Source organism: Blautia caccae (assembly GCF_040095955.1).
GTDB lineage: Bacteria > Bacillota > Clostridia > Lachnospirales > Lachnospiraceae > Blautia > Blautia celeris.
On the sequence record NZ_JBBMFP010000002.1, the window covers coordinates 308,141 to 321,380 of the forward strand.

A 13,240-nucleotide genomic window follows, 5' to 3' on the forward strand; every position below is an offset into this window, starting at 1 on the left:
AAAGAATGACAGCAGACATATTACAGGTTAGAAGAGACGGGGATTTTTCCTATCCCATTATATTCCGCAAGGATTTTTCGGATTTATCCGCGCAGCTTAAGAGACTGGAATTCTCCGGGAGAAAATTCTGCATTGTGACGGACAGCACGGTTGCTCCGCTGTATTTAAATACCGTGAAAAAAGAGCTGGAACGGTGTGCCTGCTTTGTGACTTCCCATGTGCTTCCCGCCGGAGAGGAGAATAAGACACTGGAACAGGTCCAGGGGATATACCAGCATTTGATTGAAATGCACTTTGACCGGAAGGATTTTCTGGTTGCCCTCGGAGGCGGTGTGGTAGGTGATATGACCGGATTTGCGGCGGCTACCTATCTGCGGGGAATTGACTTTATTCAGGTACCCACCACACTTCTGGCCCAGGTGGACAGCAGTATCGGCGGCAAGACAGGTGTGGATTTCTTAAAATACAAAAATATGGTAGGTGCATTCCATCAGCCCCGCATGGTATATATGAATGTGAGCACATTATGCACGCTGCCCCTGGAGCAGTTTTCCTGCGGTATGGGGGAGGTTGTGAAACATGGATTTATCCGTGACGCCTCCTATTCCCGTTGGCTGTATGAAAACCGTGCCAAAATACTTGCCCTTGACACGGATACCCTTTCCGAGATGATCTGCAGAAGCTGTGTCATCAAAAAGACTGTGGTTGAAAATGACCCCACAGAACAGGGAGAACGGGCTGTTCTGAATATGGGCCATACAGTTGGCCATGCAGTTGAAAAGCTAAAGGATTTCCGCCTGCTCCACGGCCAGTGCGTGGCAGTCGGCACGGTGGCCTCCGCATACTTATCCATGCGGCGCGGCATGATCACAGTGGAGGAGTATGAAAATGTAAAGCAGCTTCTGGAGGCTTTTGGCCTGCCTGTTTCCACAGACGGACTGCGCGCAGAGGAAGTATTAAGCGTCACAAAGTCCGATAAAAAAATGGAACAGGGCAGGATCAAATTCATTCTTATGAAAGAACCGGGATACGCGGTGGTGGATAAGACCGTGACAGATGAAGAACTGCTCACCGCTATCCGGGAAATACTGGAGTAGCCGCAGGGAGATGAACATGAATCAGAAAACAAAAAAAATAACTGTGCTGGTGCAGTTTCTCATCAGCGTAACTCTTTTGACCGGACTGGACCAGTGGACAAAATACCTGGCCGTCCGGCATCTGAAGGACCAGGCGGATATTCCCCTGATCCCCAATGTGCTCTATCTGCATTATCTGGAAAACAGGGGCGCTGCTTTTGGCCTTTTCCAGAACCAGTTTATTTTCTTTGGCATTATAACCGTTGTCATACTGTGCGCTGTGCTCTATGTCCTCTGGCGTATGCCTGTAAAAAGAAAGTATCTGCTATTGCGGATAATCTGCTTTGTCATCTCCGCCGGGGCAATCGGAAACTTCATTGACCGTGTCCGGCTGAATTATGTTGTGGATTTTATTTACTTTTCCCCCATTAATTTTCCTGTCTTTAATGTGGCGGATATCTATGTGGTAGTCTCCATGGCGTTATTTTTAATCTCCTTTTTGTTCCTCTACAAGGAGGAAGATTTTGCGTTTTTATCATGGAAAGGGAATGTAAAATGAAAAGAATCTGCCTTTTGGCTGACCCCTCACAGGCAGGGGAGCGTATTGACAAATATCTGGCCCTGGAACTTGACGGCTACTCCCGTTCCTTCCTTCAGAAGCAGTTAAAAGACGGAAATGTCACAGTGGGAGATAAACCGGTAAAGTCCAGCTACCAACTGGCTGAGGATGACGAGATTTGTGTCTTTATCCCGGACAACAGAGAACCGGATATTCTGCCGGAAGATATTCCCCTGTCCGTTTTATATGAAGACGAGCATCTGCTTGTGGTGGATAAGCCAAAGGGAATGGTGGTGCACCCAAGTGCGGGCCATTACAGCGGCACATTGGTGAATGCCCTCCTGTATCACTGCAGAGGTAATTTATCCGGTATCAACGGCGTGCTCCGTCCCGGCATTGTACACCGCATTGACAAGGACACTACCGGCGCCCTTCTTGTGTGCAAGACAGACCTGGCACACAGAGATCTGGCACAGCAGTTAAAAGACCACAGCATCACACGGCGGTACCGGGCGATCGTACACGGAAACCTGACAGAAGATGAGGGTACTGTAGAGGGTCCCATCGGCCGTCATCCCACGGAGCGCAAAAAAATGGCAGTCAACCAGAAAAACGGCAAACCGGCTGTCACCCATTACAGGGTGCTGGAGCGTTTCGGAAACTACACGTATATCGAATGCCGCCTGGAAACAGGGCGTACCCACCAGATCCGTGTGCATATGAGCAGCATCGGGCATCCCCTTTTAGGAGATTTGGTGTATGGCCCCAGAAAATGTCCGGTATCCGGACTGGAAGGCCAGACACTGCACGCCATGGTTTTAGGCTTTATCCATCCGGCCACGAAAGAGTACCTGGAGTTTACAGCACCTCTGCCGGAATATTTTGAAAAACTTCTCATAAAATTCCGATAAAATAATATAAATTTTATATACAGATTGGATAAAATAGATTATAATAGTTATAGTAAGATAATAATTCCACATTTGTCTGATGCATTGCTACAACAATGTCAGAGAGAGGGGATTATCGAATAGAGAGGAGTGTTTGATTATGGCAGCAAATACGGTAATTACAATTGGAAGACAATACGGAAGCGGCGGTAAAGAAGTGGGCCTGCGTCTGGCTGAAGAACTGGGCATCAAATGTTATGATAAGGAGCTTCTTGACAGGGCAGCCAAGGACAGCGGATTATGTCAGGAGTTATTCGAGAACAACGATGAAAAACCAACCAACAGTTTTTTGTATTCCCTGGTCATGGATACATATTCCTTTGGCTATTCCTCTGCGGCATTTACCGATATGCCCATCAACCACAAGGTATTCCTGGCACAGTTTGACACCATCAAAAAGCTGGCTTCCGAAGCGCCCTGCGTGATTGTGGGCCGCTGCGCGGATTATGCGCTTTCCGATTATGAAGGTGCGATCAGCGTATTTATACATGCTGATCTGGATAAACGGATCAAGAGGATTGCAAGAAAGCATGAACTGACAGATTCTGCTGCAAAAGACAGAATCCAGAAGACAGACAAGAGAAGAGCCAGCTACTATAATTACTACACCAGCAAAAAATGGGGAGATGCCACCAGTTATGACTTATGCCTGAACAGCGGCGTACTGGGCATTGATGGCTGTGTGGAAATGATCAAGAGAGCCATTGAGATCAAAGAAGGCAGAAGAGCGAAATAAGGCAGATTCCGATTTCTGCCGATACTATCTAGAAGGAGCTGTGCAGAACATAAATTCTGCACAGCTCCTTATTTTCTGTGTTTATTTCGCTATTCTTTTATCCCATCCGTTTATATTGCTGTTTAAAATGGCGGTAAACATGCGCTCTTTTGTCCCCGGATGTTCTTTTGTAAGGTCCCGGAGCAGTTCCTTGGCATACTGCCTTTTGGTATATCCGTCTACCGGGCAGGGACTTTTCTCCACCGGCAGGTCATATTTATTTTTAAATCCAATGACGTCTGCCTCCTCCACATAGAGCAGCGGACGGATCACTGTCAAATCCATGCGGTCCAGATAGGTTTTGGGCGAGAAAGTGTGGAACCTTCCCTCAAAAATCAGGGAGAGGAGCATGGTTTCCACCACATCATCCTTATGATGGGCATACGCCACCTTATTGCAGCCCAGTTTCTTCGCCTCCTCGTTGAGGGCTCCTTTCCGCATCTTTGCGCAGAGGGAACAGGGATTGCTCTCTTTCCGCTCATCAAAGATGATCTGCGCGATGTCTGTCTTCACCACCGTGAACGGCAGCCCCAGGGAATCACACAGTTCTTTTATTTTCTCCACATGGAACCCGGGATGCCCCAGGTCCACAGTGATCACTTCTATGGAAAAGGGATGGGGGTAGAAGCGCATCAGCCCGTGGAGTGCATAGAGCATGGTCAAGCTGTCTTTTCCTCCTGATACACCCACAGCGATCTTATCCCCGTCCTCTATGAGGGAGAACTCATCCACCGCTTTTCTGGTGAGACTCAGTAATTTCTGTAATTTCATATCATTATCCTCCGTAGCATAATTGAATATATCATAGAAATTTAAAAAAATAAATAACTTTTTTACAGAATTATGACACAAATAATAAATTTCATGTTATAATGATTCCAGTTTATGCATAATCGGAGGCTTAACATGAAGTTTCGTTGGGATAAAAAATATTTGTATTGGGGCGTTACAGCATTTGCAGTTATTTGTGCCAGTATGCTCTTTTATTTTGGGATTTTTCATATGGACGTGCTCATACGGGGATTTCGTATTCTGAGCAGTGTCATGATGCCGGTAATCTTCGGAGTGGTCATCGCCTATCTGCTGACACCGGTTGTGAATTTTCAGGAACGGAAGATCTTCTTTCCTCTTATGAAGAGAAAGAAGATGGATATCAATAAAAAGAAGAAAAAAGCAGTCCGCTATATCTCTGTCTTTTTTGCGCTGCTGTTTGCGCTGCTGATCATCTATTCCCTGATGGCCATGATCGTGCCGTCTATTGTGGAAAGTATCATCAGCATCATCAATGACATGCCCAGATACGTGCAGAATGTGGGAAACTGGCTGAATTCCATTCTGAAGAACAATCCGGAGCTGCGTTCCACAGCCATTGATTTCTTCAACAGCTATTCCTCTAAGGTGGAGACCTGGATGAATGTCCAGCTTCTTCCCCAGGTGAAAGAGGTTCTGCAGCAGTTTACCACAGGTGTGTTCGGCGCGCTGGTCTTTATCAAGAACTTTTTGATCGGTGCCATTATTTCCGTCTATCTGATGGCTGACAAAGAAGGATTTCTCACACAGGGAAAAATGTTCATCTACGCTGCGTTTGATGCGGAGAGAGCCAATGACATCATCAAAGGCTGCCGTTTTGTGAACAGGACCTTCGGCGGTTTTGTCAACGGTAAGATCGTAGACTCTGCTATTATCGGTGTTCTGTGTTATATCCTTACCTCCATCATCGGAACCCCCTATGCGATCCTGGTCAGTGTGATCGTTGGTGTGACCAATGTGATCCCGTTCTTCGGACCGTACCTGGGCGCCATACCCAGTGCCTTTATCATACTGCTGGTCAATCCCATGCAGTGTTTGTACTTCCTGATCACCATCCTGCTGCTACAGCAGTTTGACGGTAATATTCTTGGCCCAAAGATTCTGGGCGGCTCCACAGGCCTTTCCAGTTTCATGGTCATTGTGGCTATTCTGCTGTTCGGCGGACTGCTTGGCATTCCGGGCATGATCATCGGTGTGCCGGTGTGGGCTGTTATTGTGGCAGGCCTTAAATACCTGCGCAATTCCTGGCTGAAAAAGAAGGATCTGCCTACAGAGGAGAATAGGTATCAGAATGTGGATTTTATCAATCCGGAAACCCTGGAGCCGGTAAAAATGGTTCCTGAGGAAGAGAAAGACGAGAAAGAAAAGAAAAAAAGGAGTTTTTTGCGTAAATGAAATTTGTAATTCAAAAAGTCAGTGAGGCGTCTGTCCATGTGGAAGGGGAGTGCATAGGCAGGATCAACCGCGGATTTCTTGTTTTTGTGGGAATCGGCAAGGAGGACACAAAAGAGACTGCAGACCAGTACATTAAGAAAATGGTCAATCTCCGGATCTTTACGGATGCAGAAGGAAAGACAAACCTGTCTCTGGCCGATGTGGGCGGGGAGGTGCTTCTGATATCCCAGTTCACACTGTACGCCAACTGCAGAAAAGGTAACCGGCCCAGCTTCTTTGGCGCAGGAGAACCTCAGATGGCGGAAGCGCTTTATGAATATATCATCGAGAAGACAAGAGAACAAGTCCCTGTAGTCAGAACCGGCAGATTCGGTGCCCTGATGCAGGTATCGCTTGTAAACGAGGGACCTTTTACCATTATATTGGATGAAAGTACATTTGCGTAAGGGGGAGAATATGAGGAATAAGAAACTGATCAAGACAGCGGTGTGCGGAGCGATACTGAGTGCTTCTTTGATGGTGAGCCAGCAGAATATTTATGCAGCCCAGGAAGAGAATATCATAAACGCCGAGACCGGCGAAAAGGAAGCCTCCCAAAATGTCCCCGAACCCGGTGCAGAACAAGATATCATAAAAGATGAAGAACAGCCGCCAGATTCCAATCCGGACAGTGATGCCGCGGAGGACCCGGATGAAAAAAAGGAGGATGCGGATTCCCCTTCTGACGAACCAACACCTGAAGTCCCCACGGATGAGAACAATCAGGCTGTTCCTGTGAAAACAGGCTGGATAGAGGAGGAGGACGGCACACACTACTACAGGGAAGACGGTACTCTTGCAACCGGATGGCTTACATTAGAAGAGGGCACATATTACCTGGATGAACAGGGTCTGAAAACTACAGGCTGGCAGACCATAGAGAAAAAGAAATATTACTTTCAAGAAGATGGCCTGATGTACCAAAAGACTATCCTGAAACTTTCCGGCAAGCTGTATTATATAACAGACGACGGCAGTCTGTATACAAAAACCGGATGGCTGAAAAGTGGAAAGACATATTACTATGTAAATAAAAATCAAACCCTTTACAACAAAGGCTGGCTGAATTTAAACGGTGCCTGGTATTATCTGGGCACAGACGGAAAGATGAAGACAGGCCTGTTAAGTGCAGACGGAAAGAAATATCTTTTAAAATCAAACGGTGCCATGCTGACCGGCAATGGCTGGACAAAATACAACAAGCAATGGTATTACATATATCCAAATGGCTCTCTGCATATTAATAACTGGCTGAATTTGAACGGCACCTGGTATTATCTCAACAAAAAAGGCGTGATGCTCACCGGATGGCAGAAAATAGGCGGAGGTCTGTATTATCTAAACGGCAGCGGTGCCATGGAAGCCGGCGGATGGCGGTATATCAATAATCGCTGGTATTATCTGCAGGGAAATGGTGCGGCAGCTCTCGGATGGCTGAATCTGAATGGTACCTGGTATTATCTGAACCCCTCAGACGGAGTTATGAAAACAGGCTGGTACAAGGTAGGTAAAACCTGGTATTACTCCAATGGAAGCGGTGCCATGCAGACCGGATGGCTGAATCTGGGCGGTACCTGGTATTATTTGAACGGCAGTGGTGCTATGCAGACCGGATGGCTGAATCTGGGCGGCACCTGGTATTACCTGAATCCCTCAGGCGGTGCCATGCAGACCGGATGGTACAAGATAGGTAAAACCTGGTATTACTCTAACGGCAGCGGTGCCATGCAGACCGGATGGCTGAATCTGGGCGGTACCTGGTATTATTTGAACGGCAGTGGTGCCATGGCTACTGGCTGGCTGAATCTGGGCGGCACCTGGTATTACCTGAATCCCTCAGGCGGTGCCATGCAGACCGGATGGTACAAAGTGGGAAAAACCTGGTATTATTCTAACGGCAGCGGCGCCATGCTGACCGGATGGCTGAATCTGGGCGGTACCTGGTATTATTTGAACGGCAGTGGTGCCATGGCTACTGGCTGGCTGAATCTGGGCGGCACCTGGTATTACCTGAATCCCTCAGGCGGTGCCATGCAGACCGGATGGTACAAAGTGGGAAAAACCTGGTATTATTCTAACGGCAGCGGTGCCATGCAGACCGGATGGCTCAGATTAGGGAATACCTGGTACTATATGAACGGCAGCGGTGCCATGCTTACAGGGTGGCAGAAGATCGGAGGCTGCTCCTATTACTTTAATCCCACAAGCGGCGCCATGTCCTCAGGATGGGTGACGATCAAAGGAAAGAAGTATTATCTCAGCAGCAGCGGAATCACACTTACCGGCTGGCAGCAAATAGGAGGAAAGTGGTACTATTTTAACAATAGCGGTGTCATGCAGACCGGCTCTGTTACGGTCGGAGGCAGCAAATATTATCTGAATAAAAACGGTGTCATGCAGACCGGCTGGCAGAAAATCGGTGATAATTACTACTATTTCAAATCAAACGGTGCCATGGCTGTGAATACCTACATGGACGGCTACTACCTGGATGAAAACGGTGTCCGCACAGAAGTGGAATATGGCAACGGGGAGTGGTGCTTCCCCTGTCCGAGTATCACTTATGTATCCAGTGAATTCGGGAACCGTGACAGCCCGGGCGGAATTGGTTCCACCAATCACAAGGGCGTGGATCTGGCTGCACCTGCCAACTCCAGGATTCTTGCCGCTGCCGGAGGCACAGTGGTCAACGCAGGGTACGGCTGGGGCGGAGAAGGCAATTACGTGGAGATTGACCACGGAAACGGCCTTCACACCATCTATATGCATATGATTTCCAATCCGGTTGTCAAAAAAGGACAGACAGTCAAGGCAAGCCAGCTCATCGGCTATGTGGGCATGACAGGGGCTGCCACAGGATATCATCTGCACTTTGGCGTAAGCGTAAACGGTGTTTACAAAAATCCATGGGATTATATCCACAGACCAAACGGCATGTAAGACAGAAAGAATAGAAAATATGCTCTGACATATCTCTATTCATATAAACAAAAAACACATTGGAGATTTCCGTGACAATTCTCCAGTGTGTTTTTTTAATCATCAAATACTCGCTGCCGTGACGCTTACCTATATAAGCACAATATAGTTTACATAATATATTTATAGTAAACCATCTGCTTTTTCTGAACCATTTCTGTATCCCGGAACCGTAAAATAAAAAACACTCCCTCCTCCTTTTCTGTCCTCCACCCAGATTTTCCCTTTATGAAGCCTGACAATCTCCCCTGCAATACTGAGGCCAAGGCCAAAATGCTTTTTCTCTTTTCTTGAGGCATCCCCTCTGAAGAAACGGTCAAAAATCCGTTCCTTCCATTTGTCCGGGATTCCGGGGCCGCTGTCCGCCACAAAGAACTTCCACTTTGTCCCATCCTTTTCATATCCCAGCAAAATCGTTCCGCCTTGCGGTGTATAACTGACAGCATTGTCCAGCAGTATGTCCAGTACCTGCTCCAGACGCTGCCCGTCACAGAGGACTATTGGATTCTCCTCACATTCCGGAAGGCTGATGTGAAGCTTAAGACCCTTTTTCTTTGCCAGCATATGATACCTCCCATATACTTCTGAGAACAGGGTATCCAGAGAAACCTTTTCAAAATGCATGGACCAGGACTGATTGTCCGCACTTGCAAGAGAAAGCATATCATTCACCAGCCGGGACATTCTCTGTCCCTCTGCCTTTATCATTTCGTGAAACCCGGGTCTGTCCTCCTCATCAGCCACAGCCATGGCGTCTGCGCTGGACAGCATCACAGCCAGCGGGGAACGGAGTTCATGGGAGGCAGATGCCACAAACTGCATCTGCTTTGTTCTGTTATTTTCAATAGGAGACAGCATACGGCCTGTGTAAAACCAGGAAAAGAGAAGCAGAAGTACCAGGGCCGTCAGATCTATGACGGCAAAAACAAGGTACAGGTACCAAATCTGATGATTCAGTGTCTCTCTTGCATAGGAGACCGCGACACAGAAAGTACCGTGCCGGTAGGGTACTGTCGCAAACGTTATCATATGTTCTGTATGATTTATTTTCATGGAAAATTCCAGGGGTTTTTCTTTTCCTCTGCCTGCAGGCGGATCATACACGTCAAATCCGTAGGTATTCTCTGCCCTCTGAATCACCTTTTTCATCAGCTTCTGTTTTTCTTTTTCTGGACTGTAAGTATAGCTCACACCGTTTTCATACAGAACTATTGTGTAGAAACGCGGGTCTGCCACTGCACTGATCTTTTCATAATCGATCATGCCCCCGTTTTCCAGATAAGTCAGCACAGAATTGATATCCTTGTCATGCACTGCCGCGTCATTGGCCTCAAGCAGGTTTTTAAAAGCCAGAAGCCCGGCAAATGTCATAGCCAGAAGAATGATCCCGGTGACCGCTGTACAGAACAGGGTCATTTTTCTTCGGAGTTTTTTATACATCTATTCCTCCAGACTGTAGCCCACGCCGCGAATGGTCCGGATGGACAGGCTGCTTCCCACAGATTTCAGCCTTCTTCTCAGGAAATGAATAAAATTGTCAAGATTGCCGTCCTCAATTTCCGTGTCAATTCCCCATACCTTTGTGACAATATTCTTTCTTGCCAGCACCTGCCCGGGATTTTTCAGAAAAACTTCCATCAAATCCCCTTCTGTGCGCGACAGCCTGCAGGTATTTTCCCCGCAGGAGAGAACCTTTGAGCGGATATCAAAAGATAAATCCAGATAATGCAGCTCCATTCCACTGTCCATCTTCCTCGGCCTTCGTCCAATGCTCCGTATCCGGGCCATCAGCTCCTCAAACGCAATCGGTTTGACCAGATAATCGTCTGCGCCACAGTCCAGCCCCTGCACACGCTCCTTCACTTCCCCAAGAGCTGTGACCAGTATCACCGGCGTGCTGTTTCCCTCTTTTCTAAGGAGGCTGAGCACTTCCGTCCCGGAGAGAGACGGCAGCATACGGTCCAGTAATATAAGATCATGGGCATTTTCTCTTGCAGCCATCAGTCCTTCTGCGCCGTCATGGCAGTGATCCGCATGAATTCCTTCTTTTTTCAGCCGATAGGCCAGTGTCTGGCACAGCTGTATATCGTCCTCAATGATCAGAATCCGCATAATATATATCCCCTTTCATATCTGCTCTGGTCAGTATAACATTTTATAGAAACATTCGACACTATTTCCAGTAATTTAGAGGTAAATTAGAGATTGAATAGATGTAACGTAGAGGTTTGCTATGCTATACTGATTCATGTAAAAAGACCGGTCTTACAAGGGAGTATTGAGAGAAAGGATAGATGAAATGAACCAAAAAAAGAGATGGACACAACGGATTCTTGCCGTGCTTTCCCTCTGCCTCGTATTTACGCTTGCATCATGCGGGAAAGCGCAGGATGAGAAAGAGAAGGATACAGGCAGCCAAAGCGCCGCAAAAGGCAGATATACGGAACAGGAAATAAAGCTCCACGACACAGATATTTTAAAACCTGCAGATTCAAACAGCGCAGACGCGCCTTTTCTCGATGACCTGCTTCTGGCAATGAAGGGGCTGGAAGACGGCAGTTTGAGAATAGCTTCTGCCAACGGGATCTTTGACTCTGACGACAAGGGGGAAAGCTGGGTCTCCTGGGCGGAAACGCCTCAGGAACTGAGGGATGATCTGGCATCCCAAGACAGATCCGCATTTTTTGCTATCTCCGGCAAAGGTGATATCTTTTACGGTATGGGAAGTGAGCAGCGCCGGTATAAGATGGTGACAGCGGACGGAAGCGTACGCACAGTTGACCCGGAACTTCCCCAGACGTCCATTGAAGACTCAGGCAGTGTCAATATAGTGAGAAATGCCGTTTTTACAGATTCCGGTGATGTTCTGTGTATGGATGACACAAATGTTTATCAACTGGACGGTGAAACCTTTTCGCTGAAACACACTTATGGCCAGGAGACAGCAGAGGGACAGGAAATCCAGGGGATGGCCATGTACGCCTGTGTGGGTGACAGGCTTTTTGAATTTTCCAGTGATATCCGTGTTCTGGATGATGGCTCTCTCAAATATGAAAATATAAAAGTCATATCATACGATCTGCAGACACAGGAACCCGAGGGAGAGCAGGAGGCCCTCAGCAGTTTCCTGCAGGAAGGATCCATGGATTTCTCCATACTGCCGGGTGCTGACGGCAAATCCCTGTATTTTGTCAGCCAGTCCGGTATTTACCGCTACAAAACAGACGGAACTGCCATAGAGAAAATTTTCAATGGCTCCATGGGACAGATGAACAGCAATTCGTTTTCTGCCGACATATCCGCTGCCCTGACGGACGGAACCATTTTCATCCCCTATTATATGAATGAGCAGGGACGCCTGTTCCGCTATATGTTCGATACCGAGGCATCTCTTCAGCCGGAGCATACCATCACCGTGTATTCGCTGTATGACAGCCCGAATATCCGCCAGTCCATCACAGCCTTTCAGGGCCGGCACTCTGATGTGATGGTGGAGTATGAAACCGGCATGACAGGAAAGGATGCTGTGACTAGATCCGACGCGCTGAAGACACTGAATACGAATATCATGGCCGGCGAGGGACCGGATGTGCTGATCCTGGACGGCCTGCCCATTTCTTCCTACATAGAAAAAGGGCTGCTCATGGATATTGGGGACCTGGTGGAAAAAGCAGATCAGAAGGAAAAATTCTTTGACAATATTGTAAACGCTTACAAAAAAGACGGCGCACTCCGCGCAGTGCCCACCGGTTTTTCCATACCGGTCCTCGTAGGTGAACAGTCCGTGCTGGACCGGATCGGCAGTCTGGAAGAGCTGGCAGAGGCAGCGGAAGCGGACAGGGAAAACCGTCCGGAGGTCAGCCATGTTCTGGGAAGTATGACGAATTCCACACTTTTACTGACTCTGATTCCTTCTTCTTCCCCATCCTGGATGGCAGAGGACGGAACGCTGGATGAAGAAAGACTGACAGCGTTTTTTGAAAACGCAAAAAAGATAGCAGACGCCCAGAATGCGCCGGACAGTATGGAATACTCCGACACAGAATCCCAGCCATTTGAACTGTCTCCCTTTATGACAAGCGCACAGCTCAATACCATTGAGATGGGGTATACGGATTCCCATATGACCATAGGCAACTTCATGAGTGCAGAGGGGCTTTCTCATATCCTCTCCATGGCAAAATATTTCGGAAGCGGCGGATATAAAAGCACGCCGGGTCAGTCGGAAAACGTATTTATTCCGTTGTCACCTGTTGGGATCAGTTCCAAGACCGGCAGCGAAGAGACTGCCAGAGAATTTGTAAGCTTTCTTCTGACAGAGGGGCAGTACAGTTCTGCTGCGGCTTCCTGGCCGGTGAGCCGGACGGCTTTTGATGGCAGGCTTACACTTCCCTCCAATTTCCCTCTGGGGATGACACATATGGAAAGTGATGTGGATGGTAGTGTACTTGATCTGGAAATGATCCCACCTGCCCAGGAGGATTACGACGCACTCAAGGAAATGATAAAAACACTGAAAACGCCTGCAGTCACAGATGAGATCATAAACAGAACCGTCATGGCAGAAGGGGTAAAATGCCTTTCCGGGGAGGTGTCCGTTTCCGATACTGTGGATGCCATTCTGAAAAAGATCAATCTCTACCTGGCGGAGTGATAT

The 13,240-nt window shown here is 47.8% G+C and carries 11 protein-coding genes; 8 read left to right on the forward strand and 3 right to left on the reverse strand.

What is annotated here, in order from left to right; translation table 11 throughout:
- Nucleotides 1-5: 5 nt before the first annotated feature.
- The 4 genes from aroB to WMO65_RS03350 all read left to right on the forward strand — a co-directional run bounded on the left by aroB (nt 6) and on the right by WMO65_RS03350 (nt 3,321).
- Nucleotides 6-1,097 (forward strand): 3-dehydroquinate synthase, encoded by a 1,092-nt coding sequence (aroB, locus tag WMO65_RS03335; RefSeq protein ID WP_033142408.1) that lies wholly within the window; start codon nt 6-8, stop codon nt 1,095-1,097.
- A gap of 16 nt (nt 1,098-1,113) precedes the next feature.
- Nucleotides 1,114-1,635, forward strand: a complete 522-nt coding sequence (gene lspA / locus WMO65_RS03340) for a signal peptidase II (RefSeq protein WP_033142407.1) — start codon at nt 1,114-1,116, stop codon at nt 1,633-1,635.
- Nucleotides 1,632-2,546: an RluA family pseudouridine synthase gene (locus WMO65_RS03345; protein WP_033142443.1), complete on the forward strand. Its 915-nt coding sequence runs from the start codon at nt 1,632-1,634 to the stop codon at nt 2,544-2,546. Before lspA ends, WMO65_RS03345 begins: the two co-directional genes overlap by 4 nt.
- 139 nt (nt 2,547-2,685) lie before the next feature.
- A complete protein-coding gene (locus tag WMO65_RS03350) occupies nt 2,686-3,321 on the forward strand; it encodes a cytidylate kinase-like family protein (RefSeq protein ID WP_033142406.1) in 636 nt (211 codons plus the stop codon).
- A gap of 81 nt (nt 3,322-3,402) precedes the next feature.
- Here WMO65_RS03350 and WMO65_RS03355 read toward each other — a convergent pair whose 3' ends face one another.
- Nucleotides 3,403-4,131 carry a tRNA 2-thiocytidine biosynthesis TtcA family protein gene (locus WMO65_RS03355; protein ID WP_148391389.1) on the reverse strand — a complete coding sequence of 243 codons (729 nt, stop codon included), beginning with the start codon at nt 4,129-4,131 and terminating at the stop codon, nt 3,403-3,405.
- Between the two features lie 135 nt (nt 4,132-4,266).
- Between WMO65_RS03355 and WMO65_RS03360 the strand changes: the two genes are divergently transcribed.
- Genes WMO65_RS03360 through WMO65_RS03370 form a run of 3 tightly spaced genes read left to right on the forward strand, consistent with a single transcriptional unit; the run spans nt 4,267 to nt 8,544 of the window.
- Nucleotides 4,267-5,565, forward strand: coding sequence for an AI-2E family transporter (locus WMO65_RS03360; RefSeq protein ID WP_033142404.1), 1,299 nt, complete (start codon nt 4,267-4,269; stop codon nt 5,563-5,565).
- Nucleotides 5,562-6,011, forward strand: coding sequence for a D-aminoacyl-tRNA deacylase (dtd, locus tag WMO65_RS03365; RefSeq protein ID WP_148391388.1), 450 nt, complete (start codon nt 5,562-5,564; stop codon nt 6,009-6,011). Before WMO65_RS03360 ends, dtd begins: the two co-directional genes overlap by 4 nt.
- Nucleotides 6,012-6,021: 10 nt before the next feature.
- Nucleotides 6,022-8,544: a peptidoglycan DD-metalloendopeptidase family protein gene (locus tag WMO65_RS03370; protein WP_187370505.1), complete on the forward strand. Its 2,523-nt coding sequence runs from the start codon at nt 6,022-6,024 to the stop codon at nt 8,542-8,544.
- 162 nt (nt 8,545-8,706) lie between these two features.
- Here WMO65_RS03370 and WMO65_RS03375 read toward each other — a convergent pair whose 3' ends face one another.
- Both WMO65_RS03375 and WMO65_RS03380 read right to left on the reverse strand, forming a co-directional pair.
- Nucleotides 8,707-10,023 carry a sensor histidine kinase gene (locus WMO65_RS03375; RefSeq protein WP_148391386.1) on the reverse strand — a complete coding sequence of 439 codons (1,317 nt, stop codon included), beginning with the start codon at nt 10,021-10,023 and terminating at the stop codon, nt 8,707-8,709.
- On the reverse strand, nt 10,024-10,695 hold the full coding sequence (locus WMO65_RS03380; protein WP_033142288.1) for a response regulator transcription factor: 672 nt from the start codon (nt 10,693-10,695) through the stop codon (nt 10,024-10,026).
- A 187-nt stretch (nt 10,696-10,882) separates the two neighbouring features.
- Between WMO65_RS03380 and WMO65_RS03385 the strand changes: the two genes are divergently transcribed.
- Nucleotides 10,883-13,237, forward strand: coding sequence for an extracellular solute-binding protein (locus WMO65_RS03385; protein WP_148391385.1), 2,355 nt, complete (start codon nt 10,883-10,885; stop codon nt 13,235-13,237).
- Nucleotides 13,238-13,240: the final 3 nt, after the last annotated feature.

Coding starts and splice junctions, on each gene's coding strand:
- aroB (WP_033142408.1), top strand. CDS start 6: ATGACAGCAGACATATTACAGGTTAGAAGAGACGGGGATTTTTCCTAT.
- lspA (WP_033142407.1), top strand. CDS start 1,114: ATGAATCAGAAAACAAAAAAAATAACTGTGCTGGTGCAGTTTCTCATC.
- WMO65_RS03345 (WP_033142443.1), top strand. CDS start 1,632: ATGAAAAGAATCTGCCTTTTGGCTGACCCCTCACAGGCAGGGGAGCGT.
- WMO65_RS03350 (WP_033142406.1), top strand. CDS start 2,686: ATGGCAGCAAATACGGTAATTACAATTGGAAGACAATACGGAAGCGGC.
- WMO65_RS03355 (WP_148391389.1), bottom strand. CDS start 4,131: ATGAAATTACAGAAATTACTGAGTCTCACCAGAAAAGCGGTGGATGAG.
- WMO65_RS03360 (WP_033142404.1), top strand. CDS start 4,267: ATGAAGTTTCGTTGGGATAAAAAATATTTGTATTGGGGCGTTACAGCA.
- dtd (WP_148391388.1), top strand. CDS start 5,562: ATGAAATTTGTAATTCAAAAAGTCAGTGAGGCGTCTGTCCATGTGGAA.
- WMO65_RS03370 (WP_187370505.1), top strand. CDS start 6,022: ATGAGGAATAAGAAACTGATCAAGACAGCGGTGTGCGGAGCGATACTG.
- WMO65_RS03375 (WP_148391386.1), bottom strand. CDS start 10,023: ATGTATAAAAAACTCCGAAGAAAAATGACCCTGTTCTGTACAGCGGTC.
- WMO65_RS03380 (WP_033142288.1), bottom strand. CDS start 10,695: ATGCGGATTCTGATCATTGAGGACGATATACAGCTGTGCCAGACACTG.
- WMO65_RS03385 (WP_148391385.1), top strand. CDS start 10,883: ATGAACCAAAAAAAGAGATGGACACAACGGATTCTTGCCGTGCTTTCC.